The sequence below is a fragment of the Micromonospora sp. NPDC005710 genome (assembly GCF_040630995.1).
GTDB lineage: Bacteria > Actinomycetota > Actinomycetes > Mycobacteriales > Micromonosporaceae > Micromonospora.
This window is the reverse complement of record NZ_JBEXYP010000008.1, coordinates 189,832-213,624: the sequence shown is the minus strand read 5'-3', so window position 1 is coordinate 213,624 and position 23,793 is coordinate 189,832. Positions and strand designations below refer to the sequence as shown.

Annotated in this window: 27 protein-coding genes; 11 read left to right on the top strand and 16 right to left on the bottom strand. The window is 72.9% G+C overall.

The window, feature by feature from the left end; all coding sequences use genetic code 11:
- Positions 1 to 72: 72 nt before the first annotated feature.
- From ABZ406_RS13870 to ABZ406_RS13860, 3 genes are all read right to left on the bottom strand, one after another.
- Positions 73 to 777, bottom strand: a complete 705-nt coding sequence (locus ABZ406_RS13870) for an MSMEG_4193 family putative phosphomutase (protein ID WP_357760294.1) — start codon at positions 775 to 777, stop codon at positions 73 to 75.
- A gap of 110 nt (positions 778 to 887) precedes the next feature.
- A complete protein-coding gene (locus ABZ406_RS13865) occupies positions 888 to 1,724 on the bottom strand; it encodes an undecaprenyl-diphosphate phosphatase (protein WP_357760291.1) in 837 nt (278 codons plus the stop codon).
- Positions 1,721 to 2,773, bottom strand: coding sequence for an LLM class F420-dependent oxidoreductase (locus ABZ406_RS13860; RefSeq protein WP_357760288.1), 1,053 nt, complete (start codon positions 2,771 to 2,773; stop codon positions 1,721 to 1,723). Before ABZ406_RS13860 ends, ABZ406_RS13865 begins: the two co-directional genes overlap by 4 nt.
- A 186-nt stretch (positions 2,774 to 2,959) precedes the next feature.
- Here ABZ406_RS13860 and ABZ406_RS13855 point away from each other — a divergent pair, with 186 nt between their 5' ends.
- Positions 2,960 to 3,931 carry an aldo/keto reductase gene (locus tag ABZ406_RS13855; protein ID WP_357760286.1) on the top strand — a complete coding sequence of 324 codons (972 nt, stop codon included), beginning with the start codon at positions 2,960 to 2,962 and terminating at the stop codon, positions 3,929 to 3,931.
- A gap of 24 nt (positions 3,932 to 3,955) precedes the next feature.
- Here the strand turns inward: ABZ406_RS13855 and ABZ406_RS13850 are convergent, their stop codons facing one another.
- A complete protein-coding gene (locus ABZ406_RS13850; protein WP_357760282.1) occupies positions 3,956 to 4,456 on the bottom strand; it encodes a helix-turn-helix domain-containing protein in 501 nt (166 codons plus the stop codon).
- An 83-nt stretch (positions 4,457 to 4,539) separates the two neighbouring features.
- Between ABZ406_RS13850 and ABZ406_RS13845 the strand changes: the two genes are divergently transcribed.
- Together ABZ406_RS13845 and ABZ406_RS13840 are read left to right on the top strand one after the other, a co-directional pair.
- Positions 4,540 to 5,448, top strand: coding sequence for an oxidoreductase (locus ABZ406_RS13845; RefSeq protein WP_357760279.1), 909 nt, complete (start codon positions 4,540 to 4,542; stop codon positions 5,446 to 5,448).
- A gap of 297 nt (positions 5,449 to 5,745) precedes the next feature.
- Positions 5,746 to 5,937 (top strand): DUF5703 family protein, encoded by a 192-nt coding sequence (locus ABZ406_RS13840; protein WP_238685861.1) that lies wholly within the window; start codon positions 5,746 to 5,748, stop codon positions 5,935 to 5,937.
- Positions 5,938 to 6,001: 64 nt separating this feature from the next.
- On the opposite strand, the gene ABZ406_RS13835 is transcribed toward ABZ406_RS13840, so the two are convergent.
- Both ABZ406_RS13835 and ABZ406_RS13830 read right to left on the bottom strand, forming a co-directional pair.
- On the bottom strand, positions 6,002 to 6,664 hold the full coding sequence (locus tag ABZ406_RS13835) for a hypothetical protein (RefSeq protein WP_357760276.1): 663 nt from the start codon (positions 6,662 to 6,664) through the stop codon (positions 6,002 to 6,004).
- A 59-nt stretch (positions 6,665 to 6,723) separates the two neighbouring features.
- The gene (locus tag ABZ406_RS13830) at positions 6,724 to 8,052 is read right to left on the bottom strand and encodes a M20/M25/M40 family metallo-hydrolase (protein WP_357760273.1); all 1,329 of its coding nucleotides are present in this window, start codon (positions 8,050 to 8,052) and stop codon (positions 6,724 to 6,726) included.
- 149 nt (positions 8,053 to 8,201) lie between these two features.
- Here ABZ406_RS13830 and ABZ406_RS13825 point away from each other — a divergent pair, with 149 nt between their 5' ends.
- The 3 genes from ABZ406_RS13825 to ABZ406_RS13815 all read left to right on the top strand — a co-directional run bounded on the left by ABZ406_RS13825 (position 8,202) and on the right by ABZ406_RS13815 (position 10,184).
- Positions 8,202 to 8,813 carry a hemerythrin domain-containing protein gene (locus tag ABZ406_RS13825; protein ID WP_357760270.1) on the top strand — a complete coding sequence of 204 codons (612 nt, stop codon included), beginning with the start codon at positions 8,202 to 8,204 and terminating at the stop codon, positions 8,811 to 8,813.
- A gap of 84 nt (positions 8,814 to 8,897) precedes the next feature.
- Positions 8,898 to 9,878 carry a LysR family transcriptional regulator gene (locus tag ABZ406_RS13820; RefSeq protein ID WP_357760267.1) on the top strand — a complete coding sequence of 327 codons (981 nt, stop codon included), beginning with the start codon at positions 8,898 to 8,900 and terminating at the stop codon, positions 9,876 to 9,878.
- Between the two features lie 60 nt (positions 9,879 to 9,938).
- Positions 9,939 to 10,184, top strand: a complete 246-nt coding sequence (locus ABZ406_RS13815) for a hypothetical protein (protein ID WP_357760264.1) — start codon at positions 9,939 to 9,941, stop codon at positions 10,182 to 10,184.
- 56 nt (positions 10,185 to 10,240) lie between these two features.
- Here the strand turns inward: ABZ406_RS13815 and ABZ406_RS13810 are convergent, their stop codons facing one another.
- The 3 genes from ABZ406_RS13810 to ABZ406_RS13800 are packed head-to-tail and all read right to left on the bottom strand — an operon-like array spanning position 10,241 to position 13,349.
- Positions 10,241 to 10,591: a DUF3140 domain-containing protein gene (locus ABZ406_RS13810; RefSeq protein WP_357760261.1), complete on the bottom strand. Its 351-nt coding sequence runs from the start codon at positions 10,589 to 10,591 to the stop codon at positions 10,241 to 10,243.
- On the bottom strand, positions 10,591 to 10,794 hold the full coding sequence (locus tag ABZ406_RS13805; RefSeq protein ID WP_357760258.1) for a hypothetical protein: 204 nt from the start codon (positions 10,792 to 10,794) through the stop codon (positions 10,591 to 10,593). Before ABZ406_RS13805 ends, ABZ406_RS13810 begins: the two co-directional genes overlap by 1 nt.
- On the bottom strand, positions 10,791 to 13,349 hold the full coding sequence (locus tag ABZ406_RS13800) for an ATP-dependent Clp protease ATP-binding subunit (RefSeq protein WP_357760255.1): 2,559 nt from the start codon (positions 13,347 to 13,349) through the stop codon (positions 10,791 to 10,793). The genes ABZ406_RS13805 and ABZ406_RS13800 overlap by 4 nt, the downstream gene beginning before the upstream one ends.
- A gap of 140 nt (positions 13,350 to 13,489) precedes the next feature.
- On the opposite strand from ABZ406_RS13800, the gene ABZ406_RS13795 reads away from it, so the two are divergent.
- The 5 genes from ABZ406_RS13795 (at position 13,490) to ABZ406_RS13775 (ending at position 18,729) form a co-directional block, all read left to right on the top strand.
- Positions 13,490 to 13,882 (top strand): hypothetical protein, encoded by a 393-nt coding sequence (locus ABZ406_RS13795; protein ID WP_357760252.1) that lies wholly within the window; start codon positions 13,490 to 13,492, stop codon positions 13,880 to 13,882.
- Positions 13,883 to 14,034: 152 nt separating this feature from the next.
- A complete protein-coding gene (locus tag ABZ406_RS13790) occupies positions 14,035 to 14,295 on the top strand; it encodes a hypothetical protein (protein WP_030332749.1) in 261 nt (86 codons plus the stop codon).
- 6 nt (positions 14,296 to 14,301) lie between these two features.
- The gene (locus tag ABZ406_RS13785; protein WP_357760249.1) at positions 14,302 to 15,402 is read left to right on the top strand and encodes a hypothetical protein; all 1,101 of its coding nucleotides are present in this window, start codon (positions 14,302 to 14,304) and stop codon (positions 15,400 to 15,402) included.
- Positions 15,395 to 18,070 carry an FtsK/SpoIIIE domain-containing protein gene (locus ABZ406_RS13780; protein ID WP_357760247.1) on the top strand — a complete coding sequence of 892 codons (2,676 nt, stop codon included), beginning with the start codon at positions 15,395 to 15,397 and terminating at the stop codon, positions 18,068 to 18,070. Before ABZ406_RS13785 ends, ABZ406_RS13780 begins: the two co-directional genes overlap by 8 nt.
- A complete protein-coding gene (locus ABZ406_RS13775) occupies positions 18,067 to 18,729 on the top strand; it encodes a hypothetical protein (RefSeq protein WP_357760244.1) in 663 nt (220 codons plus the stop codon). The genes ABZ406_RS13780 and ABZ406_RS13775 overlap by 4 nt, the downstream gene beginning before the upstream one ends.
- Before the next feature lie 283 nt (positions 18,730 to 19,012).
- Here the strand turns inward: ABZ406_RS13775 and ABZ406_RS13770 are convergent, their stop codons facing one another.
- From ABZ406_RS13770 to ABZ406_RS13740, 7 genes are all read right to left on the bottom strand, one after another.
- Entirely contained in the window at positions 19,013 to 20,290 is a 1,278-nt protein-coding gene (locus tag ABZ406_RS13770) for a cupin domain-containing protein (protein ID WP_357760242.1), read from the bottom strand.
- A gap of 9 nt (positions 20,291 to 20,299) precedes the next feature.
- Positions 20,300 to 20,605, bottom strand: coding sequence for a hypothetical protein (locus ABZ406_RS13765; protein ID WP_238672152.1), 306 nt, complete (start codon positions 20,603 to 20,605; stop codon positions 20,300 to 20,302).
- Positions 20,606 to 20,893: 288 nt separating this feature from the next.
- Positions 20,894 to 21,322: a DUF2267 domain-containing protein gene (locus ABZ406_RS13760; protein WP_357760239.1), complete on the bottom strand. Its 429-nt coding sequence runs from the start codon at positions 21,320 to 21,322 to the stop codon at positions 20,894 to 20,896.
- Positions 21,315 to 21,500 (bottom strand): hypothetical protein, encoded by a 186-nt coding sequence (locus ABZ406_RS13755; protein ID WP_112676583.1) that lies wholly within the window; start codon positions 21,498 to 21,500, stop codon positions 21,315 to 21,317. Before ABZ406_RS13755 ends, ABZ406_RS13760 begins: the two co-directional genes overlap by 8 nt.
- A gap of 111 nt (positions 21,501 to 21,611) precedes the next feature.
- Entirely contained in the window at positions 21,612 to 22,484 is an 873-nt protein-coding gene (locus tag ABZ406_RS13750; RefSeq protein ID WP_357760236.1) for a DUF72 domain-containing protein, read from the bottom strand.
- 48 nt (positions 22,485 to 22,532) lie between these two features.
- Positions 22,533 to 22,931 (bottom strand): TraR/DksA C4-type zinc finger protein, encoded by a 399-nt coding sequence (locus tag ABZ406_RS13745; protein WP_357760234.1) that lies wholly within the window; start codon positions 22,929 to 22,931, stop codon positions 22,533 to 22,535.
- A gap of 161 nt (positions 22,932 to 23,092) precedes the next feature.
- Positions 23,093 to 23,758, bottom strand: a complete 666-nt coding sequence (locus ABZ406_RS13740) for a uridine kinase (protein ID WP_357760231.1) — start codon at positions 23,756 to 23,758, stop codon at positions 23,093 to 23,095.
- Between the last annotated feature and the right edge of the window lie 35 nt (positions 23,759 to 23,793).

Below are 23,793 nucleotides of genomic sequence, written 5' to 3'. Positions count from 1 at the left end.
CGTACCAGGGGTTACACCCGGGCGTGGCGGCGTGCGCGGACAGCCCGGGCGAGGGCCGGGTCGTGATGCGCCTCACCGGGACGCACCCGCCCCGCCGCCGACCGCCGCGTCCGAGTCGGCCACCCGGCTCGCGCGGCGGCGTCGCTTGGCCGGCGGCGGCACCAGCGCCGCCAGGTCGCCGCCGGTGTCGTTGAGACGGACCAGAAAAGGACGCAGCGGCGTGAACCGGATCGCCGTGACCGACGCCGGGTCGGCCACGATCCGCTGAAAGGCATCCAGGTGTACGCCGAGCGCGTCCGCCACGATGGCCTTGATCACGTCGCCGTGGCTACAGGCCAACCAGACCGCCTCGGGGCCGTGTTCGGCGTTCACCCGGGCGTCCCAGGAGCGCACCGCCGCCACGGCCCGTGCCGCCATCGCCGCCATCGCCTCCCCACCCGGGAAGACCGCCGCGCTGGGGTGCTGCTGGACGACCGGCCACAGCGGCTCCTTGGCGAGCTTCTTCAGCGGCTGCCCCTCCCAGCTGCCGTAGTCGCACTCGATCAGCCCGTCCTCGACCACCGGGGCGGCCTGCGGGAGCGCCAACTCCAGGGTCTGCCGGCAGCGGATGAGCGGGCTGGTCACCACGGCGGCCAGCGGCACCGCCCGCAGCCGCTCGCCGACAGCGGCGGCCTGGGCGCGTCCGGTGTCGTCCAGCTCGACAGGTTGCCGACCAGCCAGACCGCCGTCGGCGTTCGCCGTGGTCCGGCCGTGTCGCAGAAGCAGAAGGGTCGCCACGGGACCACCCTATGACCTGGGCTCCCGGTCGGGCCGTCGCGGGTTCCGGCGGCAGCACGACGGCCCCCGGTTCCGCCTCGCTGGCGGAGTCGGGGGCCGTCGGCTGTCGGTCAGGTGGCGCTGATCGTGCCGGTCATCAGCAGAGCCAGGACCAGGGTGCCCAGCGCGACCCGGTACAGCACGAAGACGTACAGGGTGTGGTGGGCGACGTAGCGCAGCAGCCAGGCGATCGCCGCGTAGCCGATGCCGAACGCGATGAGGGTCGCCACGATCGTCTGGGCCACGGTGGGCACCGACGTGCCCGGGGCGGACGGTTCGAAGACGTCCCCGAGGCTGAACACACCGGACATCACCACCGCCGGGATGGCCAGCAGGAACGAGTACCGTGCCGCCGCCTCCCGGGTCAGGTTGAGCAGCAGGCCGGCGGTGAGCGTGCCACCCGAGCGGGACACCCCGGGGACCAGCGCCATGGCCTGGGCGAAGCCCATCACGATGCCGTCCTTCATCCGGAAGTTCTCCAGGGTGCGGGTCTGTCGCCCCCAGTACTCGGCGAATGCCAGCACGAACGCGAACACGATGAGCGTGGTCGCCACCACCCACAGGTTGCGCCCCGCGGTCTTGATCTGGTCCTTGAACAGGAAGCCGAACAGCCCGATCGGGATCGAGCCGACGATCACGTACCAGCCCATCCGGTAGTCGAGGCTGGAACGCACCGATTTGTCACGGATGCCCACCAGCCAGGTCCGGGTGATCCGCCAGATGTCCTTGGCGAAGTAGATCAACACGGCCGCTTCGGTGCCGAGCTGGGTGACAGCGGTGAACGACGCGCCAGCGTCCCGGTCGAAGAAGATCGCCGAGGTGATCCGCAGGTGCCCCGACGAGCTGACCGGAAGGAACTCGGTAAGCCCCTGGACGATGCCCAGGACGATGGCCTCGACCCAGGTCACTCGCCGACTCCTGAAAGATCCAGAGCCTCGGCCACGGTACGCAGGGTCTGCACACCGCTGTCCCGGTCGGCCACGAAGAGGGTCACCGACAGCGTGGTGACGCCGGCCGCGGCGTACTCCCGCATCCGCTCGGCGATGCGCTCCTTCGGGCCGAGCAGCGAGGTGCGGTCGATGAACTCCATGGGTACGGCGGCGGCGGCGTCGCGCTGCCGCTTGGCCAGGTACAGGTCCTGCACCTCGCGGGCGGCGTCGCCGTAGCCCATCCGGGTGGCGAGCTGGTTGTAGAAGTTCTGCTGCCGGCTGCCCATGCCGCCGACGTAGAGCGCGGCGTACCAGCGGACGAGTTCGGCGCACGAGGCCACGTCGTCGCCGATCACCACGGGCACCGACGGCACCACGTCGAACCCGGTCAGATCCTTGCCCACCTTGGCCCGCCCGGCGCGGACCGAGGCGAGCTGCTCCTCGGCGAACTCCGGGGCGTAGAACACGGCAAGCCAGCCGTCGGCGATCTCGCCGGCCAACTCCAGGTTCTTCGGGCCCACCGCGGCCAGGTAGATCGGTATGTGCTCGCGGGGCGGGTGGAAGCCCAGTCGCAGGGCCTTGCCCGGGCCGTCCGGCAGCGGCAGTGTGTAGTGCTCACCGTCGTACGCCACCTCCTTGCGGGCGATGGCCAGCTTGACGATGTCGACGAACTCGCGGGTCCGGGCGAGCGGCTTGGCGAAGCGCACCCCGTGCCAGCCCTCGGACACCTGCGGGCCGGACACCCCCAGGCCGAGCCGGAACCGGCCGCCGGAGAGCGCGTCGATAGTGGCGGCGGTCATCGCGGTGGCCGCCGGCGTACGGGCGGGGATCTGCATCACCGCGGCACCGACGTCGATCCGTTCGGTCTGCCCGGCCATCCAGGCGAGCATGCTCGGCGAGTCGGAGCCGTAGGCCTCCGCCGCCCACACCACCGAATAGCCCAGCCGGTCCGCCTCCTGGGCCAGCGCCAAATGGTCGGCCGGTGTGCTCCACGCCGTCTGGTATCCGAGACTGAGCCCGAGTCGCACTGGTCCTCCCCCATCCGTGGCACAGGTCGCCCCAGGTTACGCAATGCCGATAACGGACTCGATCACCGGCTCGACACCTATCATCCCCCCTCCATCGGGGCAGCCCGGGGCGGCGGAACCGGCAGAACCGGCAGAGATACGGGAGCGAGGATATCGGTGGCGGCAGGTTCGAAATAAGGTTCACCCATGCAACAGCGACCGCTCGGCCGAAGCGGGCTGGCGGTTTCCCGGCTCGCGCTCGGCACCATGACCTGGGGCCGGGACACCGACGCCGACGATGCGGCCGCTCAGCTCAAGAGTTTTCTGGACGCGGGCGGCAACCTGATCGACACCGCCGACGTGTACGGCGACGGCGACGCCGAGTCGGTGATCGGCTCACTGCTGGGCTCCCTCGTCCCCCGCGAGGAACTGCTGATCGCCACCAAGGCCGGGTTGCGTCCCGGCAGCGGCCGGCGTCGGGACGGCTCCCGGGGGCACCTGCTGCGCACGTTGGACGCGTCACTGCGCCGGCTCGGCACCGACCACGTCGACCTTTTCCAGGTGCACGGGTACGACCCGGACACCCCCCTCGAAGAGACCCTGGCCGCCCTGGACCATGCGGTGGCCAGCGGCAAGGTCCGCTACGTGGGGGTGTCGAACTTCTCCGGCTGGCAGACCGCGCGGGCCGCCGCCTGGCAGACCGCCTGGCCGGGGCGGGCACCGGTGGTCGCGTCCCAGGTGGAATATTCGCTGCTGGAGCGCGGGGTGGAGCGGGAGGTGCTGCCCGCCTGCGACGCGCTCGGCCTAGGCCTGCTGCCCTGGTCACCACTGGGTCGGGGGGTGCTCACCGGCAAGTACCGGCACGGCCGCCCGGCCGATTCTCGGGCCGCGTCGCCGCACTTCGAGCGGTTCGTCTCGACGTACCTGGAACCGCGCTGCTCCAGCATCGTGGAGGCGGTGGCCACCGCCGCCGGCGGCCTGGGGGTGTCGCCGCTGGAGGTGGCGTTGGCCTGGATCCGGGACCGGCCGGGGGTGACAGCGCCGATCCTCGGTGCCCGCACGGTGGGGCAGTTGCTGGGTGCGCTCCAGGTGGAACGGATCACCCTCCCCGAGGAGATCACCACCGCGCTGGACGACGTCTCCGCGGTGCCGGTCGGCTACCCCGAACGCGACGGCTGACCGGCCGGCCCTCGCGCGCCGAGCTCAGGGGCGTAGGCCGGCGACGACGACCTGAACGAGAGTTGTGGAGCCGCGGTGACGCGCGGTCGCGACGCAGCCGGTCACGAGAGCGTTGATGTCGTCGGCCGTGACGTCCGGACGGATGGTTCCCCGTTGCTGCGCCTCGTGCAGGAGATCGGCGAAGGCTGCGGTGAGGGCGGCGTCAGCGTCGGCGGGTATGTGGTAGCCACCGCCGGCAAGAACATCCGCGATGGCGCGATTGGTGAGGCCGGCGTCCACCATGACGGTGAAGAACTCGGCGAAGTCGATGCCAGAACGGGCCTTCTCGGTCAGGGCGTGGAGGCGGTCGAGCACCACGGCCTGGATGAGCGATTCCTTGGTCGGGAAGTGCCGGTACACGGTGCCGGCGCCGACGCCTGCGCGGCGGGCGATCTCGTCGATCGGCACGCCCAGGCCCTCGGTGGCCAGGATCTCGTAGGCGGCGTTCAAGACGCTCTGGCGATTGCGGCGAGCATCGGCGCGCATGGGGGCTCTCCGGCCTGTCGACAAGCGGGGCGATCGTTCCGTATAGTCAAACGGGGCGACCGTTCCGATTATAGGAGAACGCCATGTGGAGCGCGCGTGACATACCTCGGCTCGACGGCACCACCGCGCTGGTGACCGGAGCCACCGCCGGCATCGGCCTGGAAATGGCACAAGCTCTGAGCGCACAAGGAGCTCACGTGGTGATCGGCGCTCGCGACGCGACACGCGGTGCGGAGGCCTTGCGTGCGTTGCCCGGCAGAGGCAGCGTCCTCGCACTCGAACTCGCCAGCCTCCACGCCGTGCGGCAAGCGGCAAGCGACCTCCACAAGCGCTTCGAGCGGCTCGACATCCTGATCAACAACGCCGGTCTGTGGTGGCAGCCGGCACAGCGCACGAAGGACGGCTTCGAGTCTCAGATGGGCGTCAACCACCTCGGCCACTTCGCGCTGACCGGCCTGCTCCTCGACATGCTCGAGCGATCACCGGCCGGACGGGTCGTCACGGTCAGCAGCAAGGCGGCCGGCGCAGGCTCCGTTACGGCCCTCGACCCCAGGAGCCTCGAGGGGTACCGGCCCACCACGGCCTACAACGCCTCGAAACTCGCGAACTTGCTGTTCGCGTTCGAACTGCAGCATCGACTCGCCGCGGCCGACTCATCGACGATCAGCCTCGCGGCCCATCCGGGCGGAGCGCGCACCAGCCTCTTTCGTGACGCATCCGCAGGCTTCCGCGTGGCCAACGCGACGGTTGGCTGGCTGTTCACCCAGCCCGCTCGGGCCGGTGCACTGTCCGTACTCCGGGCGGCCACCGATCCGCGAGCCGTCGGCGGCGAATACTACGGACCGGGCGGTCCCGGGCAGTTCAAGGGCAACCCGAAACCGCACCGGGCCCCGGGCCGCGCCTGCGACCCGGCCACACGACGCCGATTGTGGGCGATATCCGAAGTGGCGACAGGCGTCGCCTACCCCTTGCCTGCCGAAGCTGCGCACTGACCTGTTCCTGCGACCCGCGTACCGCTGGTCCCACCGGCCGACACGGTTGAGGACGCCGCCCGGGGAGGTCGTAGAGCGCGTCAGGCCGCGGGAGTTCACCGCGTCGATCTCGCAGTTGCTGTTGCCGTTATGGTGCGACATGACTGTTTTGTCGCGACAGGAAGTGCAAGATCGGCGCGGCGAGGAGGTTGGGCGGGTGTCGGGGGGCAGGGCGGGGGCACGGAACGCTGGGGGCGGCGTTGTTGGTCACTCTGGAGGGGGTGGCGGACGGCCGCTGGGCTGGGCAGCATGGAGGGCATGGACTACGAATACGCGCCGCTGCGGTTGCCGCCGAACGTCGACCGGTTGACCGCCACGGCGCAGTTGGCGATCCAGGCGGAGTTCTCCGGGTGGGAGTTGGCCCGGGTGCGGCTGTACCGGGACGGCACGCGCCAGGTGGTGCTACGTCGGCGGCGGGTCAACCAGCCGCAGCCGGGCCTGTCGTACTGAACGGCCGAACGCCCGGGGCCACCGTGGCCCCGGGCGTCGAACGGCGTTGGTGCTGGTACCCGGCCTAGTGCTGGTGCCCGGCGTGGTCGTGGTCGTCGTCGAGTTCCAGGAACGGGTGCTCGTCGAGCCGACCGACGAGCCGGTCGTCGACGGCCGGCTGGAACGGGCCGACGGCGTCGTCGTCGTCGAACGACTCCAGGTCGACCGGGGTGCCGACCTCGCTGACCATGACCACCCCGTCGAGCGGCTCCAGCTCGGGGACGTCCAGCGCGCCGAGCGAGCCGTCGCCGCTCTGCAGCAGCTCCAGCACCGCCTCGCCGACGCCTTCCACCGGGGCCGGCTCGTCGTCCTCCGGGGTGCCCTCGCGGCGGGCCGCCTCGGCCACCCGCAGCAGCGCGGCGACGCTGGGCACCCGGTAGTCACGGCGCTGGCGCACCGAGATCACCCGAGGGTGCGGGTCGCTGGCCTCGGCGCCCTCGCCGCCGCCGAAACGCTCGTCGGCCTCGTCCGGGTCGATCGAGTCGACGTCCCACGGCGTCACCTCGCCGAACGCGTCGAGCAGCCGCTCGTCGTACGCGAAGGAGGCGTTGTTCAACGCCACGTACGCCTGCCAGACATCGTCGTCGTCGACGCGGCCCTCAGCGGCGCGGACGGCGGCCAGGTGGTGGCGGGCCGCTTCGATCACCCGCTCGAGAGCGGCGTCCAGCTCACCATTCTGGTCGGTCATGTGGGGCAGTCCCTTCACGATGGGGAGGTTGCGCGCCGACGGGTGACCGCCGGACACGACTAGCAGGTGCGGAGGAACCGGTCGAGAACCCGCACGCCGAACTGTAGTCCGTCCACCGGAACGCGCTCGTCGATGCCGTGGAACAACGCCGAGAAGTTCAGGTCGGCGGGCAGCCGCAGCGGGGCGAACCCGAAGCAGCGGATGCCGAGCTGCGAGAACGCCTTGGCGTCGGTGCCCCCGGAGAGCATGTACGGGACGGGCCGCGCCCCCGGGTCCTCCGCGCGCAGGGCCGCCGACATGGCTTCGACGAGGTCACCGTCGAAGGTGGTCTCCAGGGCCGGTTGCCGCTGGACGTACTCGATCGCGATGTCCGGGCCGACCAGCTCGCGCAGTTGCCGCTCCAGCAGCTCGGACTGGCCGGGGAGGCTGCGGCAGTCGATGGTCGCGGTGGCCCGGCCGGGGATGACGTTGTCCTTGTAGCCGGCGCTCAACCGGGTCGGGTTGGCGGTGTTGCGGATGGTCGCGCCGATGATGTTGGCGATGGGGCCGAGTTTGGCGATCGCCGTTTCCGGGTCGTCCGGGTCCAGTTCGATGCCGAGCAGGTCGGAGACCTCGGTCAGGAAGGCCCGCACGGTGTCGGTGACGACCACCGGGAAGCGGTGCCGGCCGATCCGGGCGACCGCCTCGGCGAGCGCGGTGACGGCGTTGTCGTCGTGCATCATCGAGCCGTGCCCGGGGCGGCCCTTGGCGTGCAACCGCAGCCAGTCGATGCCCTTCTCGGCGGTCTCGATGAGGTAGAGCCGCTGGCTGTCGTTGACGGAGTAGGAGAAGCCGCCCACCTCACCGATCGCCTCGGTGCAGCCGTCGAAGAGGCCCCGGTGGTTGTCGACCAGGAACCGCGCGCCGTAGTCGCTGCCGGCCTCCTCGTCGGCGGTGTACGCGAGCACGATGTCGCGTGGGGGTCGGACGCCGGTGCGCTGCCAGTGCCGCACCACGGCGAGCACCATCGCGTCGAAGTCCTTCATGTCGATGGCGCCCCGGCCCCAGAGGTAGCCGTCGCGCAGCTCGCCGGAGAACGGCCCCACCGACCACTCGTCGGCGTCGGCGGGCACGACGTCCAGGTGGCCGTGCACCAGCAGCGCGCCCCGGCTCGGGTCGGCGCCCGGGATGCGGGCCACCACGTTCGCCCGGCCCGGCGCGGACTCGTGCAGGACGGACTCCACGCCCACCTCGGCGAGCTTCTCCGCCACGTACTCGGCCGCGCGGCGCTCGCCGACGCTCGTGTCGTTGTCACCGGTGTTCGTGGTGTCGATGCGCAGCAGGTCGCGGCAGAGGTCCACGACCTCTGCGGTCGGGTCGGGTCGGGCGGAGGCGGCGTCGCTCGTCATCGCCTCTTCATACCAGCCCGGGCTGGTCGGCGGACCGGCGCGGGTGGACGCATCGACGGCCCGGTTTCGCGACGGCCGCGTTCGGGTACCGCCGCCCACGACCGTACGTCCCCTGCCGGAGCTTCCGCCCGCCAGTCGAGGAGGGCACCATGTCCGCCGTTCCCCTGCCGCCGCTGCCGCCCGCGCCCGTGCCCGAGGAGGGCTACCGGCCCGCCGGTCGCAGCATCGCCGACATCGTCGACCGGGAGCACCGGCAACTGCTGTCGCTGCTGGACCAGCTCTGCGGCCCGGGCAGCAACCCGCAGGAGGGGCTGCCGGTGCTCACCGCCGCGCTGTCGCGGCACCTGTCCGCCGAGGAGCAGTACCTGCTGCCGGCGGTCCGCGCGGCACTGCCGGCGGCCACCGAGCGGGTGGACGCGGAGATCAACGCCGACGCGGCCCTGCTGACCGCCCTGAAGGGGCTGACGGACGAGGCGTTGACCGAGGTCGCCGAGCGGGTCCGCCGGCATGTCGACGGGGTGGGCGAGCTGGTCACCGAGCTGCGCGGTATCGCGACCGAGGAGGAGCTGATCCGCCTCGGCAACCGGTTGGAGATCGCCGAGGAGGCCGCGCCGACCCGACCGCACCCGGGCACGCCGGCCACCCCTCCGTGGAACCGGATCGTGGAGCCGGCGGTCGGGGTGGTGGACAAGGTCCTCGACGCGGTGACCCGGCGACCGACGTACCTCAAGGACCTGCCGGAGCCGCCGAGCGACAGGTGACCGGCGCCCCGCTGGGAATGCATTCATTATCACCGATCCGCTTGGGCTATTCCGCCAGCAGACCGGTAGTCCTACCGTCACCCTATGAACCTGGAGCTGCGTCACCTGCGGGTGGTCTGCGCGATCGCGGAGACGGGAAGTGTGACGAAGGCGGCCTCGGCGCTCGGCCTGGCCCAGCCTGCGCTCACCGCCCAGCTCCAACGCATCGAGCGGACGCTTGGCGGCCCGCTGTTCGACCGGGACCGGCGCGGGGCCCGGCCCACCGCGCTCGGTGAGCTGGTGCTGGCCCGCGCCCGGGTGCTGCTGCCAGCCATGAAGGGGTTGCAGGACGAGGCCGCCCGGCTGGCCGGGGCGGGCGACACCCCGCCGTGCTACCGCTTCGGTGGGGTGAACAGCCCGATCCTGGGGCGGCTGGTGCACCGGCTGGCGGCCGAGCAGCCGCCCGCCCAGATCACCACGTACGCGTCCTGGTCGGTGGACGAGTTGGCGCAGTTGGTGGCCGGCGGTCGGCTGGACTTCGCGCTGGCCGGGGTGTGCGGCGACGCCAGCCCGTCGGCCGGGTTCGGGTTGAGCTGGCAGGAGGTCGCCGTCGACCCGGTGCTGGTGCTGTTGCCGGAGACCCATCCCCTCGCCGCCCAGGACGAGGTGCGCCTGGCGGACCTGCGCCACGAGCAGTGGGTGGCCGCGCCCGGCGACGGCTGCTTCGCCGACTGCTTCGCCGCCGCCTGCGCCCGCGCCGGGTTCACCCCCCGCAAGGTGTACGAGACCGACATCCGCGGCTGCGTCGACCTGGTGGAGGCGGGCGTGGCGGTGGCCCTGTGCCAGGCGACGTTCCGCCCGGTGAGTGGTCTGGTCACCCGTCAGCTCGCCGGGACGCCGCTGCGCTGGCGGCTGCTGCTCGGCTGGCATCCGGACTCCCCCGCCGCGCAGGGCGCGGAGCTGGTGCTGGCGACGGCCAAGGCGGCGTACGTCGACTCGTTGGCGCCGCACCCGGCGTACCTGGCCTGGCTGCCCCGCAACCCGGGGTTCGGTGTCCGGCAGCCCACCGGGGTCCGACCGGGCTGAGCGGCGGGTATTCCCGGCCGCTGGCGGTGCGAACCGCCGTGGGCCGGGTATCTGGCGGACATGACCGACCTCTACCCGCCCGCCGACGACCGCGAACTGCTGCGCCAGGCGGCTGCCGCGCACACCGCCGCCACCCGTGCGGTGGAGGCGTTCCTGCGCCGGCTGCCGACGGTGCCCGACCCGGCCGACGTGACCGAGTACGCGAACCTGCTCACCCGGGAGGACCAGACCCGCGCTGACCGGGACGCCGCCGCCGACGCGGCCGGCCTGACCATCGCCAGTCTGGAGCCCGACCAGGGCCAGTAGCGCACCGCGACGGTGCCGTCCCGGGTTCGGGACGGCACCGTCGCGGGTGGCCTCGCTCAGCGTTCGACGAGCGGGTCATGCCCCAGGTCGAGCAGGGAGTGCCGCCAACTGTCGTCGGCGTTGCCGCGCGAGGGCTTGGCGTCCATCAGCTCACGAATCCGCTCGACCGCCTCCCGCATCACCTCGATGTCCTCCGGGGTGAGGTCCACCTTGCGCTTGTTGAGCACCTTGAGGATCTCCCGGCCGGGCTGGGGCAGGTCGAGGTTCGGGTTCGGGCTGAACGACTCCTCCCCCGAACCCCGCGTCAGCAGCCAGGTCCGCAGCTGCTCCGACGGGACGTTGACCTCGGCGTGGAAGTCCTCCCAGAGCACTTCCACCTCGGGGTCGAGCCGCGTTTCGCGTACCATCAGGTCTCCTCTCCGGGCGGCGGCCCGGACGTCTCCGGGTCGTCCTGGTCGGTCTTCGGATGCAGGCCCTCCGCGGGCACCCTCGTGCGGCGGGGGTTCGCGGTGGGCGACGCCGGGATCGGGTCGGGATGCTCGTCCTCGTCCCGGGTTTCCGCGGGCTGGTGCGGGTCCTCGTGGTCGTCGGTTCGCGCCGACCCGCTCATCGCGGGTGGGTGGTCGTGGCGGCGGTGTACCCCCGCTCACCGGCGGTCACGTCGAAGGTGAGCGCGCCGTCGCGGACGTCGACTGTGACCTTCTGCCCCGGCGAGATCGCCGACTCCAACAGCATTCGGGACAGGTGGTTGTCGACCTCCCGCTGGATCACCCGGCGTAGCGGGCGGGCGCCGAACTCCGGCTGGTAGCCGTGCTCGGCGAGCCAGTCGATGCCGGCGGTGGTGAACTCCACCTGGAGGTCCTGGGCGTGCATGCGGCGGCGGGTCTCCTCCAGCAGCAGCGCGGTGATGTCGCGCAGCTGTTCGGCCTCGAGCCGGCGGAAGATGATGACCTCGTCGATGCGGTTGAGAAATTCCGGGCGGAAGTTCTCCTGCAGGCGGCGCATCAACCGTTCGCGCAGCTCGTTGCTCTCCTGCTCGCTGCCCACGTCCCCGGTGCCGAAGCCGACCGAGCGCTGGGCGCCGGTGATCAGCTCGGAGCCGAGGTTGCTCGTCATGATCAGGACGGTGTTCTTGAAGTTCACGGTGCGACCCTGGCTGTCGGTGAGCCGCCCGTCGTCGAGCACCTGGAGCAGGATGTTGAACACGTCCGGGTGGGCCTTCTCGATCTCGTCGAGCAGCACCACCGCGTACGGGCGGCGACGCACCGCCTCGGTGAGCTGGCCGGCCTCCTCGTAGCCGACGTACCCGGGCGGGGCACCGACCAGCCGACTGACGGTGTGTCGCTCCTGGAACTCGCTCATGTCCACCCGGACCATCCGGTCCGCCTCACCGAACAACGCCTCGGCGAGGGCCCGCGCCAACTCGGTCTTGCCGACACCTGTCGGGCCGAGGAACAGGAAGCTGCCCATCGGCCGCTCCGGGTCGGCGAGCCCGGCCCGGGAGCGACGCACCGCCTCGGCGACAGCGGTGACCGCGTCGTCCTGGCCGACCACCTTCTGGTGCAGGTGACCCTCCAGGCGCAGCAGCCGGTCCCGTTCCTCCTCGGTCAGCTGGCTGACCGGGATTCCGGTGGCCCGGGATACCACCTCGGCGATCTCCTTGGGGCCCACCTCGGGCACCTGCGAGGTGGACGAGCCGTCCTCGCCGTTCGCGCGCCGGATGTCCTCCTCCAACTCGGAGATCCGGTCCCGCAGCGCGGAGGCCCGCTCGTACTGCTCGTCGGTGACTGCCTGTTCCTTGTCCCGGCGTACCTCGTCGAGTTCCTGCTCCAGCTCGCGTACGTCGGACGCCGGGGTGCGGGTCCGCAACCGCACCCGGGCGCCGGCCTGGTCGATGAGGTCGATGGCCTTGTCCGGCAGGAACCGGTCGGTGACGTACCGGTCGGACAGCTCCGCTGCCGACACGAGCGCCTCGTCGGAGAAGCGCACCTGGTGGTGCGCCTCGTACCTGTCGCGCAGCCCGCGCAGGATGGCGATCGTGTCGTCGACGCTGGGTTCGGGCACCAGCACCGGCTGGAAGCGCCGGGCGAGGGCGGCGTCCTTCTCGATGCTCTTGCGGTACTCGTCGAGAGTCGTCGCGCCGATCACCCGCAGCTCACCCCGGGCAAGGGCGGGTTTGAGCATGTTGGACGCGTCCATCCCGCCCTCGCTGCCGGCGCCACCGGCCCCGACCAGCGTGTGGATCTCGTCCATGAAGATGATCAGCTCGTCCCGGTGCGCCCGGATCTCGTCGATCACCTTTTTCAGCCGCTCCTCGAAGTCGCCCCGGTACCGGGTGCCGGCGACCAGACCGGCCAGGTCGAGTTGGACGACCCGCTTGCCGAGCAGGGTCTGCGGCACGTCACCGTCACAGATCCGCTCGGCCAGCCCCTCGACGATGGCGGTCTTGCCGACGCCGGCCTCGCCGATCAGCACCGGGTTGTTCTTGGTACGCCGGGACAGGATCTCGATGGCCTGCTCGATCTCGTCGGCCCGTCCGACCACCGGGTCGATCTGGTCCATCCGCGCCAGCTCGGTGAGGTCCTGCCCGTACTGGTCGAGGGTGGGGGTGCCGCGGTCCGGCTTCGGCCCGGTCATCGGCCCGCGTTCGGCGTTGGCGGCCTGCAACGACTCGGGTTGGATCCGGCCGGCGGCCAGCATCCGGCCGGCCGGGGACTCCGGGTTGAGCGGCAGCGCCATCAGGATGTGCTCGGGGCCGATGTAGTTGGCGCCCATCGCCCGGGACAGTTGGTGGGCGTCGAGCAGCGCCCGCTTGGCGGCGGGGGTCAACGACAGGTTGGGCGGCACCTCCCCGCGCGGCGCGCCGTCGCCCTTGCCGCCGAGGGCGTTGAGCAGGGTGTCCGGATCGGCACCGGCCCGGCGTACCAGGTCTCGCAGCGGTTCGCGTTGCAGCGCCGCCCAGAGCAGGTGGTCGGTGTCCAGGTCGCTGCTCTGTCGTTGGGCGGCCCGCCGGGCCGCGTCGGCGAGCATCTCCCGGGCGTCGGCGGTCATCAGACGGGTGATGTCGACCCGGTGCGGCGGTCGGCGTCCTCCCTCGCCCCGGCCGAAGTACCTGGCCAGGAATTCGTCCCACGGGTCGGAGCCGATGTCACCGGGTCCCATCATGTCTGTCCTCCGCGGTAGGGCTCGGCACGGTCGGCAGGGGCTACCCGGCGCGCGCGCCGACAAACGCCGCAGATGGCGGAGCACCGGCCTTCCGGGTGTGGCGTCGGGTCCGGGCCGGCCGATGGTGGCAGGCTGACGGGATGGATGAGACCCCGCTGCTGATCGTGGATGGCGCCAACGTGGTGGGCTCGCGCCCGAACGGGTGGTGGCGTGACCGCGCCGGAGCCGCGGCCCGGTTGCGCGACTCGCTCGCCCCGGTCGCGAGCGTCGGGTTGCCGGCCCGCCTGCCCGCCCCGGTGGAGGTGGTCCTGGTCGTCGAGGGGGCCGCCCGGGACGTGCCGGGCACCGAGGGCGTCCGGGTGGTCTCCGCCGCCGGTTCCGGTGACGACACCGTGGTCGAGCTGGTGGAGGGCGCGCCGCGTCGGCGGCGGCTGGTGGTCACCGCCGACCGGGAGTTGCGCGGGCGCGTGACGGCGCTGGGCGCCGAGGTGTACGGGCCTCGCTGGCTCCGCGAGGAGCCGACCAACAACTGAGAAGTTCTCGCACTGGGACTCCCACAGATCGGACTCCCGGCACTTCCGAGGGCCTTCCGGACAGGCGGGCAGGAACACCGACAGGGCGGATGTTCTTTCGGGACCGCCGATAGGCTCTAATGGAGATCTCCCCGCCCCCAGGAGGTTCCGCCGTGGCGAGCGTCGCCGAGCTGAAGGCTGCCATCGATGTCGCCCTCCAACAGATCGGGGACGGGCAGACAGCCGTGCAGGCGGCCGGCGAGAAACTGTCCGAGGCGCAGCAGACCCTGGCCGGGGCCCTGGAGGGCAGCGGACACGAGACGGTGGAGGCGGCCCAGGCGTCGCTGACCCAGGCCAGCCAGGAGCTGGAGGAATGTCTCGCCGCGACACTTGTCGCGGTGGAGCAGGCGCAGCTCTACGTCTCCACCCTGTAGGCCGCCATGTCCATCATCGAGGATGTCGGCGGGCAGGTCCGCGCCGCCACCGAGGATTTCCCGGTGGCCCTGCTCGGGCAGGCGCTGGAGAAGTTCGGCCTGGCCGCGGAGCGGCTGCGCTGGGTACGGCAGGAGTCGGCCAACCCGATGGGGGTGCCGGAACTCTCCGCCGCCACCGAGCACGCCGAGAGCGCCGGCTACGCGCTGCGGGTGGCGCAGGAACAACTGTCGGCGTACCTGACGGCGATCGGGCTCGGCGCGGACGGCACCCCGGCCCCCCGCCCCGAGCAACGCGCCCCCCGCCACGACACGCCACCGGCGTCCGGGGTCACCGCCGTCACCCCCGAGCCTGCCGAACAGGTGCGGATGCGCCGCTGGTGGTCGGTGCGGGTGGCCGAGCTGACCGGCGGGCGCGAGGGCACCGACGACGAACCCGACGAGCGGGTGGACGACACCCAGGAGTTGCTGCGCCGGGTCGCCGGTGGTGTCCGCTCCGGCGACCGGGACCGGCTCCGCAAGGAGCTGCGCCGGGCCCCGGCCGACGTGGGGTTGGGCCTGGCGGCGCTGGCGCCACCGCTGCTGCGCGAGCTGGCCGGCGAGCTGCTCGGGCACCCGCCGCGCGCCACCGACCTCGGGCGGCTGCGCGGCGAGTTGGACGGACGGGTCCGCGACCTGCTGCCCGGGTTGCCGCCACCGGTACTGGAGACGTTGCTGACCCGGGTGTGTCGGATGCCGCCGCCGCGCACCTCCGGGGAGCCACCGCACGCCGCCGACTCCGCGGTGACCGCCGGGGTCGCTACCGCGCTGCTGCTCGCCCGCCTCGGCCGGGACGTGCCGGGCGGCGGCGCGAACGAAGCGGCGGGCAAGAAAGAACCGGCGGGCGCGGGGCAGCGAGGCGACGCGGGGCCGCCGCCGCGGGACGGGCGGCCAGCGGGCTCTGTTCCCCGCGGCGGCGGTGCAGTGCCCCGGCCGGGCACCCCCGCCGCGCAGCGCTCGGGTGGGCTGCCGCGCCCGGACGGGCCGACGACACGCCCCGGTGGGCTGCCGCCGGCACGCACGGGCAGCCCCTGGCGGGACGCGCCGACACGTCGGGGCTCCGATGGCTGACCGGCGCGGTCAACTGGCCAGCCGCATCCGGGACACCCTCGCCGAGGCGCTCGGCGCCACCCGTACCCGCCTGTCGGCAGCCCAGGCCGACCTGACCGCCGGGCGGGAACGACTGGCCCGGGTCCAGCGGGCGGCGGCCGCCGTACCGGAGCGGGTGGGCGCCCAACGGGACCGTCGCATCGCCGAGATCGACGCCCGCTACTCCACCCGGATCGCGGAGCTGGCCCGGCGGGCCGCCGACGCGGCCCGCCAGGAAGCACCCGGCTGCGCGGGAGCCGACTGGGCCGGGTGGGCGCCGACGCCCGCCCGCCGGGCCGAGCCGCCCGGCGCGCTGCGGCTCGGCACGGTCCGGATCGACGGTGTCGACCCGGTGCCCGCGCTGGTACCGCTGCTCGACGCCGGGCACGTCCACCTCTCCGGCGACGACCGCACCGGCTGCGACGCGGTGGTCTCCGCGTTGCTGCTGCGGGCCGTCGGCCGCGCCGACCCCGGGGCGGTACGACTGATCGGGTACGACCCGGATCAGCTCGGCGGCGGCCTGGCCGGGTTCGCCCCGCTGGGCACGGCGGGGCTGCTCACCTTCGTCGGCCCGGGCGGGCTGGGTCCGCTGCTGGACGACCTGGTGGAGCAGATCCGCCGGATCAACGAGACGGTCCTCGCCGGCGAGTTCGCGTCGCTGCGGGAACTGGCGGCGGCGACCGGCCGACGGCCCGAACCGTGGCGGGTGGCGGTGCTGCTCGGTGGTGAGGATCTGAACCGTCACGAGCGCGGGCAACTGGACCGGGTGGTGCGGGCCGGCGCGGCCTGCGGCGTACACCTGGTGGTGCACGGTGTGCCGTTGCCGGAGGATCCGACGGTGACCCGGGTGGTGGCCGGGGTGTCCGGCGCGCGGATCGGTGGGGCCTCCGGCCTGCCGATCCGGCTGGACCCGCCGCCGCCGGCCGTGCTGGTCACCGAGACCTGCCGGGACGTCGCCGCCCGGGTGAACGCGGGCCCGCCGCCGACCCCCTTCACCGACCTGCTGCCCCCGCCCGAGCTGATGTGGCGGGAGGACTCCGCCGACGGGCTGACCGCGCCGATCGGTGAGGGTCCGCAGGGCCGGCCGGTGCGGTTGACGCTCGGCGACTACCCACCGCACGCGCTGATCGGCGGGCCGTCCGGCACCGGCAAGACCAACCTGATCTTCGCGTGGATCGGTGCCATGGCGGCCCGCTACTCCCCCGCCGAGCTGGAGTTCTACCTGCTGGACTTCAAGGAGGGGGTCTCCTTCGCGCGGTTCGCGCAGGGCCGGCGCGACCCGAGCTGGCTGCCGCACATGCGCCTGGTCGGCATCAACGTCAACACCGACCGGGAGTTCGGGCTGGCCCTGCTGCGCTTCCTCGCCGAGGAGCTGCGCCGCCGTGCCGACGCGGCCAAGAAGCACGAGGTGACCAAGCTGGCCGAGCTGCGGGCGGTCGACCCGACCGGGCACTGGCCGCGGATCGTCGCGGTGGTGGACGAGTTCCAGATGCTGCTGGCCGGGCGGGACGTGGTCGCCCGGGAGGCGGCGGACCTGCTGGAGGACCTGGCCCGCCGTGGCCGCTCCCAGGGCATCCACCTGGTCCTGGCCTCGCAGGACGTGCGGGGCATCGAGGCACTGTGGGGCCGGCCCGCGCTGGTCGCCCAGTTCACCCTGCGCATCGCGTTGCCCAAGGCGCTGCGGATCCTCGCCGAGCGCAACGACGCCGCGCAGTCGCTGCCGCGCTGGCACGCGGTCGTCAACGCCGAGTCGGGCATGGTGGAGGGCAACGAGGTCGCCCGCATCCCGTCGGCCAGCGACTGGGAGACGTGGAGCGGGTTGCAGCACCGGCTGTGGCGGATGCGCGCGCCCGACGCGGCACCCGCCCGGCTCTTCGACGGCGACGCGATCCCCCGACTGGCGGACGCCCCGGACTTCCGGGCGCTCACCGTCCCCGCGGACGGGTCCGCACCCCGCAACCCGGTGGCGCTGCTCGGCGAGATCATCGACGTGCAGTCCCGCTCGGCGGCGCTGCGGTTGCCGCGCGCCCCGGGCCGCAACCTCGCGGTGCTCGGCACCCGCGTCGACGAGGCGTGCGCGGTGCTGGACGCGGCGGCCCGGTCACTGGCCCGTCAGCACCCGCCGGGCACCGCCCGGTTCTCCATCGCCTGCCTCGACCCGGATGCCGACCCGATCGCCCGCGCCCTCTACGAGGACCTGGCCGACGACGCCGCCTGGTACGACGAGGAAACCGTCGCCGAGCTGATGACCGAGGCGGCCGACGGGCTCAGCGCCCCGGCGAGCCCGCACTACCTGCTGCTCTTCGCCGTCGACGCGGCAGCGGGTGCGCTGGCCGCCCGGGTGGGTCGGCGTACCGGCCTGGAGCAGCTGCGCCGGATCATGCACGACGGGCCGGAACGACGCACCCACGTGCTGGCCTGGTGGCGGGGCGTCGCCCGGATGCGGGCCGACCTTGGTGGGCCGGCCGCCCGCACCGACCAGATCGGCGCCTGGGTGGCCCTCGACGCACACGGCGGCGAGCTGGGCTCATCCCTCTACCCGGGCACCGGTGGCCCGGACTGGTACCCCCGCCCCTGGCGAGGGCTTTTCTTCGACCGGGCGGTCCACCGCACCGGACAGGTGATCATCCCGTATGGACCGACACGATGAACGAACCGGTGACCAGCGAAACGTACGCGGCGCAGCTGCGGCGACTGGCCGAGGTGACCGCGCGGGTGCGGGAGCAGCGCGCCGAGGCGCACACCTGGCACGAGCGGCAGTGCGCCGCCGCCGAGCGGGCCGTCACCGACGCGGCCGCACAGCTCGAGAACGCCGAGGAAGAACTGAACGCCGCCCGTGAGCAGCAGGAACGAGTCGACGCCGAGGTGGCGCACCTGTGGCAACAGGTCCGCTCACGCCTCGGTGCCCGCCGCCTCGGCGGCCCGCCCGCCCCGGCGAACGGGGTCGGGGCCACCGACCCCGTCCTGCTCCTCGCCAAGGCCCGGGACCTGCTCGACCGGGCCGGACAACCGGGTGAGCTGCCGGGCTCGGTCAACCCGCTGCTGGCGCTCTGCGGGGTGGCCGGCGGTGCGGTGGCGTACGCGCTGGGCGCCGGTGCCCGCGCGCTGGGCGTCGGGTACGGCGGCGACCTGGCGGTCGGTCTGCCGGTGCTGGCGCTGGTGGTGACCCTGCTCGGGCCCCTGGTCGGTCTGGTGCCGGCCCGGGTGCTCGCCGACCGCCGGCACGCGGTCCTCGGGCCGCGGCCGATCACTGTGGTGCTCGGCGCGGGTCTGCTGACCACGGTGCTGCTGCTGGCCCTCGGCCGCTGACCTCAGGACGCGACGGGCCGTCGGGCGCGGTGGGCCGTCGGGCGCGGTGGGCCGTCGAGGGCGGTGGGCCGCCGGGCGCGGTGGGCCGTCGAGGGGCGGTGGGCCGTCGGGCGCGGTGGGCCGTCGAGGGGCGGCGATCCCGCCGACGCTGGCGGCGTGATCGACTCGGTTTCCAGGAAGTCGCGCTGTCCCGGCCGCCCGGACACCGCGACTTCCTGACGACCGAGTCGATCATCACCGGCCGGCAGATCAGCCGCTACCCGCCGATCAGGCCGAGCCGGTCTCAGGCCGGGACCACGACGGCCTCGCGGAGCAGTCGGCGGGCCAGCGTGACCCGGTCGGCGTCGTCGGGCAGGCCGGGCAGGTCACCGACGCGGGTGACCGCGCCGCTGAGCAGGGCCCGGGCGGCCGGTTCGCAACTCACCGGCAGGGTGATGGTGCGGTCGAAGAGCCGCAGCGCCACAGTGTCCGCGTCGTGCGGCACCACCTGCCAGCGCAGGCCGGACCGCAGTGTGACGAGGGAGTCGGCGTTCAGGGTGGCCAACGCGTCGGCCTGGGCGAGTGGTCGGATCGGCGCCGGGCGGGCCGCCGGCCAGGCGCGCTGCCGCAGTCGCGCGGCGACCGCCTGCGGGTCGGCGCGCAGCAGCCAGTCCCGCAACGCCTCCACGGTCTCGGTCAGCTCCGGCTCGATGGCGTCCGGGTCGGCGACGTCGGTGCCGAACGGCAGGCTCGCCCGCAGCCGCTGGTCCTCGGCGGCCAGCGCCAGCAACTCCTCCACCAGGGCGTAACGGGTGAGCGCGCGGATACCCACTGTCAGGTGCAGTGAGCTGGTGTCCTGCGCCTGCGCGCTGTGCAGCCACCCCCGAGGCAGGTAGAGGGCGTCACCGGGAGCGAGCACGACGTCCAGCGCGGCCGCGCCCCGGGCGGTGGCACCGACCTCGTCAGCGCGGCCACCCCACTGCTGCTTCTCCAGGGGGTCGGGCAGCACCGGCGGGTGGATCCGCCAGTGCTTGCGGCCGTCGACCTGGAGCACGAACACGTCGTGCGTGTCGTAGTGGGTGGCGAAGCCCTGGCTGCCGGCCGGGGTCAGGTAGGCGTTGATCTGCAGTGGCTGGTTGAGCGCGAGGCCCAGGTCACGGGCGAAGTCGACGAGCGGCGGCCAGATCCGGTGCAGGCCCTGCAACACCAGTGTGGCCCCGGAGGCGTACTGCTCCAGGACCCGCTCGTCGAGGACCTGGTCGCCGATCTCGGCGCCGGCGCCGCCGCCGCCGGTCCAACGCGCTGCGGCGACCAACTGGCCGTCCTTGGCGACGCGCAGGAAGGGGGTACGCAGACCACGCCGGCTCAGCAACTCGTCGGCGTCGGCGGGGCTGAGCAGGTCGGTGAAGCCGGCCGGGTCGGGTAGTTCGGCGGCGCGGGACAGCAGCGGCGTGTGCCCCCAGTGCGCGGCGGCGAACTTCGCCGGTTCGACCGAGACGCAGCGGGCCAGTGCCGCGACGGCCTCGGGGGACGCAACCGCCGGGCGGCCGTGGTGGCCGCCCGGCGGGTCGAGGTACGTCATGGTGTGCCGCTACCGGGCGCTGCCGTCAGCGCCACCGTCCTGCTGGCCCGGGGTGGCGCCACCGTCGGCGGGGCCTTCCGCGCCACCATCGGCGCCACCGTCGTGCTGACCGGGAGTGGCACCACCGTCGGCGGGGCCTTCCGCGCCGCCGTCAGCGCCACCGTCGTGCTGACCGGGAGTGGCACCACCGTCGGCGGGGCCTTCCGCGCCACCATCGGCGCCACCGTCGTGCTGACCGGGGGTCGCGCCGCCGTCGGCAGGACCCTCCGCGCCGCCGCCGCCGGTGGTCTGCATGTCGTCATCGTTGAGTGCCATCGGTACTCCCTCGGGTGTGCCGCCCCGCCGTACGCCGGGGTCCGTCATGCTGCGGGTGGTACCCCACGCGCGATCTTCTCTAACCCTCACCGTAGACGCCGAACCGGGGCGACACGGGCAGTTCGCGAGCGGCGGCGGAGAGTGCCAGGATGTGGTGGTGGGCGCCGTCGCTTTCGCCGCGCTGGCCCGTGGGGCCGGGCACCCGGTGTCCCGGGTGCCGTGCGCCGCCGGGGCCGCCAACGACTGAGCCCGCCCGAGTGGCTCGGGCGGGCTCACGGAATCAGGCCGTCACGGCATCAGCGTGGCGAGGTCCTTGGGCATGGTCTCCTTCACGTCCTGCCACTCGCCCTGGGTGACGTGCCGGCGCAGGGTGTCCAGCACCACCTGGGTGATCCGCTCCGCGCCGCCCTCCGACTCGTACGGGAAGCCCTGCCGGACCTCGTAGAGGAAGTCGTCACGGTTGAGCTTGATCGGCACGTCGGACGGCACCCAGCCGTCGAAGTAGATGCCCCGCACCAGCACCGGCAACTGCTGGGCGAACTCCACGCTCTCGTCCACCGGCAGCCGGTCGCGCAGCAGGTGCAGCACAGTGCGCAGGGCCGCGTACGACTGGTTGCGCCGTTCCTTCGGCCAGCCGTAGGCGTTCTCGATGTCCTTGAGAATGAGGTTCGTCTTGTCCAGCGAGGACTCGAACGCTGAGATCATCGCGTCAGCCATCGGTCGACCCCCGTTCGGTGGTGTCCCACCGTCGGTCGTCGGCGCGGCGCGGCGGCCCCACCGGGCCACGGCGGGCCCGCACCGGGCTGCCCTGCGGGGCGCGCCGGGCGTTGTCGGCAGTGCCGACCACGTGCAGGACGGCACCACGCCGTCGATCCGTCACCACTCGAACCGTCATCCCCGTCACCTCCGTGTCGTCTCCGGCGTCGGCCGTCGACGGACGGCCGTACCCACCGCGTCCACACTGCCCGCCGGGTGGGTGAGGCGGCCCCACCCGGATCGGGTGAGGTCAGTCGGTCTGGAGGAGACCCGCGAGGGTCTTCGCGTTCGTCTGCGCGTAGTCGCGGTAGCAGTTGTTCATGAGGACGTGGGTCTGGCCGGCCTGGTCGGCCAGTTCGCGCAGCTTCGGGGCCCAGTCGGCCAACTCCCGCTTGGAGTAGTCGTAGCCGAACTTCTCGTGGATGTCCTTGCTCGTCCACTTGTCGCTGTGCCCGTGGAACCGCACGACCGCGAGGTCCGCGGTGGCGGCCAGCACCGGGGGCAGCGACGAGCGGTGACCCTGCGGCATGTCCACGCAGACGTACGGCAGGTGGTGTTCGCGCAGGAAGGTGAGCGTTTCGTCGGCGTTGTCGCCGTCGAACCAGGAGGCGTGCCGGAACTCGTAGACCGGGCGCAGCGGCGCGCAGCGCTTCGCCACCTCCAGCAGGTACTGCTTGTTGGCCCGCTTGATGGTGAACCAGGGCGGGAACTGGAACAGCAGTGCGCCCAGCTTGTCGGCCTCGACCAGCGGGTCGAGCGCGGACAGGAAGCGCGTCCACACCTCCTCGTACGACTGCGCGGGCAGGTCGTCGGGGTAGACGTTCTTCTTGTCGGTCTCCGGGCGCAGGTCCTTGTAGAGCGCGTTCACCCGGGTGGGGTGCCCGGTGAGCAGGCTGAACGCCTTGATGTTGAAGGTGAAGCCGGCGGGGGTGCGGTCGGCCCACAGCCGCGCGGTCGCCTCGGCGGGCGGTGCGTAGTAGGTCGCGTCCACCTCGACGAGGGGAAACTGTCTGGCGTAGTAGGCCAGCCGCTTCTCCGGCGTGTCAGCGGTCTGCGGGTACCACCCCGAGTCGAGCAGCGTGCGGTCGGTCCAGGACGCGGTGCCCACGAGGATGTCACCCATTGTGGAAGTCCATCGTGTCGCGGACCGACCGGCAACCGCTAAGGTGGCTCAGGCCGCCCGCCGTTCACGGGTCTGCTTGCAGGTCACACAGGTGGTGGCGGACGGGAAGATTTCCAGTCGCTCCACCGGGATGGCGGCCGAGCAGCCCTCGCACCAACCGTAGGTGCCCTCTTCGAGCCGGCCGAGGGCGTGCTCGTACTGGGCCCGACGGTCGAGGATGGTGCGCAGCAGCGACTGGGCGGTGTCCCGTTCGGCCGTCTTGGTGCCACTGTCGGCCTGGTCGTCGCCAGCGGTGTCGCCGACCTCCACCAGCCGCAGCACCTGGCTCTGCACCAGTGCCTGGTCGTACTCCGCGGTCAGCTCGTCGTAGCGCGCCTGGAGCGACTGCCGGATCTGGTCGATCTCCGTCTGGGACCGGGTCGTACCGACCGTGTCGTCGACGAGCATCGCTGCCTGCCTTTCCTGGGCCTGTGGCTCACTGTGTACCGGGTGCCGGCGGCGCGGGGCCCCGGTCACTGTCGCGTTCGGTACGCGGGCGGTCACCCGCGCTCTGTGAGCCGGGCGAGTACCCGCCGGATCAGCTGTGCAAACCGAGAGATTTTCCGGTGTTATCCGGCTTCTCCACCGGGCTCCACGAGCGCCGGTCGGCGGGGGTCGTCGGCGCGTACCACCACGTCGGCGAAGCTCGCCGGGACGACTTCCTCGGCGTACCTGTCGAAGGCGGGCAGCGCCCACTGCTGGGCGGGTACGGTCCGCCGGCGCAGCGCCGCCGGGGACAGCTCCAGGTGGACCGTCACGTCGAAGGGCAGCGCGCCGCCGAGCAGCAACGGGCCACTGACCAGGACGACTCCGCCGGGTGCCAGGTCGACGTAGCGGGCCCGGCTGGCCCGGTCGGCGTCGGCGTCCCACAGCGACGGGAGCAGCCGGCCGGTGCCACCCGGGCCGGCCGGGTCGAGCACCTCCCGGCGCAGCCCGGCCTCGTCGACCCAGGCCTCGTAGAAGGAGTCCGGGTTGGTGCGCCCCAACTCGAAGCGCAGCGACGCGGGCCGGAGGAAGTCGGTGGCGCGGACGTGCAGCACCGGGTGGCCCTGGGCGCGCAGCGGGTCGACGAGCGCCGCGGCCAGGTCGTCGGTGCCGGCGGCGGGGGCGCCGTCCACCGCCACCCGCAGTCGCGCCGGCCCGGCGGCGGCGCCCGCGACGCGGGTCGCCGCGTCGGACAGCCGGCCGGTCAGCTCGGTGACGAGCAGGTCGGGCGAGATGGGGCGGATGCGCACCTGACCCATCCTGCCCCGCGCGGGCCGCGTCGGCG

Excerpts from the sequence above, each read along its gene's own strand:
- ABZ406_RS13840 (WP_238685861.1), top strand. The coding sequence starts at position 5,746 with ATGGACTACGAATACGCGCCGCTGCGGTTGCCGCCGAACGTCGACCGG.
- ABZ406_RS13795 (WP_357760252.1), top strand. The coding sequence starts at position 13,490 with ATGGATGAGACCCCGCTGCTGATCGTGGATGGCGCCAACGTGGTGGGC.
- ABZ406_RS13815 (WP_357760264.1), top strand. The coding sequence starts at position 9,939 with ATGACCGACCTCTACCCGCCCGCCGACGACCGCGAACTGCTGCGCCAG.
- ABZ406_RS13780 (WP_357760247.1), top strand. The coding sequence starts at position 15,395 with ATGGCTGACCGGCGCGGTCAACTGGCCAGCCGCATCCGGGACACCCTC.
- ABZ406_RS13755 (WP_112676583.1), bottom strand. The coding sequence starts at position 21,500 with ATGACGGTTCGAGTGGTGACGGATCGACGGCGTGGTGCCGTCCTGCAC.
- ABZ406_RS13800 (WP_357760255.1), bottom strand. The coding sequence starts at position 13,349 with ATGATGGGACCCGGTGACATCGGCTCCGACCCGTGGGACGAATTCCTG.
- ABZ406_RS13785 (WP_357760249.1), top strand. The coding sequence starts at position 14,302 with ATGTCCATCATCGAGGATGTCGGCGGGCAGGTCCGCGCCGCCACCGAG.
- ABZ406_RS13810 (WP_357760261.1), bottom strand. The coding sequence starts at position 10,591 with ATGGTACGCGAAACGCGGCTCGACCCCGAGGTGGAAGTGCTCTGGGAG.
- ABZ406_RS13770 (WP_357760242.1), bottom strand. The coding sequence starts at position 20,290 with ATGACGTACCTCGACCCGCCGGGCGGCCACCACGGCCGCCCGGCGGTT.
- ABZ406_RS13835 (WP_357760276.1), bottom strand. The coding sequence starts at position 6,664 with ATGACCGACCAGAATGGTGAGCTGGACGCCGCTCTCGAGCGGGTGATC.
- ABZ406_RS13830 (WP_357760273.1), bottom strand. The coding sequence starts at position 8,052 with ATGACGAGCGACGCCGCCTCCGCCCGACCCGACCCGACCGCAGAGGTC.
- ABZ406_RS13745 (WP_357760234.1), bottom strand. The coding sequence starts at position 22,931 with ATGCTCGTCGACGACACGGTCGGTACGACCCGGTCCCAGACGGAGATC.
- ABZ406_RS13855 (WP_357760286.1), top strand. The coding sequence starts at position 2,960 with ATGCAACAGCGACCGCTCGGCCGAAGCGGGCTGGCGGTTTCCCGGCTC.
- ABZ406_RS13850 (WP_357760282.1), bottom strand. The coding sequence starts at position 4,456 with ATGCGCGCCGATGCTCGCCGCAATCGCCAGAGCGTCTTGAACGCCGCC.
- ABZ406_RS13775 (WP_357760244.1), top strand. The coding sequence starts at position 18,067 with ATGAACGAACCGGTGACCAGCGAAACGTACGCGGCGCAGCTGCGGCGA.
- ABZ406_RS13760 (WP_357760239.1), bottom strand. The coding sequence starts at position 21,322 with ATGGCTGACGCGATGATCTCAGCGTTCGAGTCCTCGCTGGACAAGACG.
- ABZ406_RS13845 (WP_357760279.1), top strand. The coding sequence starts at position 4,540 with ATGTGGAGCGCGCGTGACATACCTCGGCTCGACGGCACCACCGCGCTG.
- ABZ406_RS13765 (WP_238672152.1), bottom strand. The coding sequence starts at position 20,605 with ATGGCACTCAACGATGACGACATGCAGACCACCGGCGGCGGCGGCGCG.
- ABZ406_RS13805 (WP_357760258.1), bottom strand. The coding sequence starts at position 10,794 with ATGAGCGGGTCGGCGCGAACCGACGACCACGAGGACCCGCACCAGCCC.
- ABZ406_RS13825 (WP_357760270.1), top strand. The coding sequence starts at position 8,202 with ATGTCCGCCGTTCCCCTGCCGCCGCTGCCGCCCGCGCCCGTGCCCGAG.
- ABZ406_RS13750 (WP_357760236.1), bottom strand. The coding sequence starts at position 22,484 with ATGGGTGACATCCTCGTGGGCACCGCGTCCTGGACCGACCGCACGCTG.
- ABZ406_RS13820 (WP_357760267.1), top strand. The coding sequence starts at position 8,898 with ATGAACCTGGAGCTGCGTCACCTGCGGGTGGTCTGCGCGATCGCGGAG.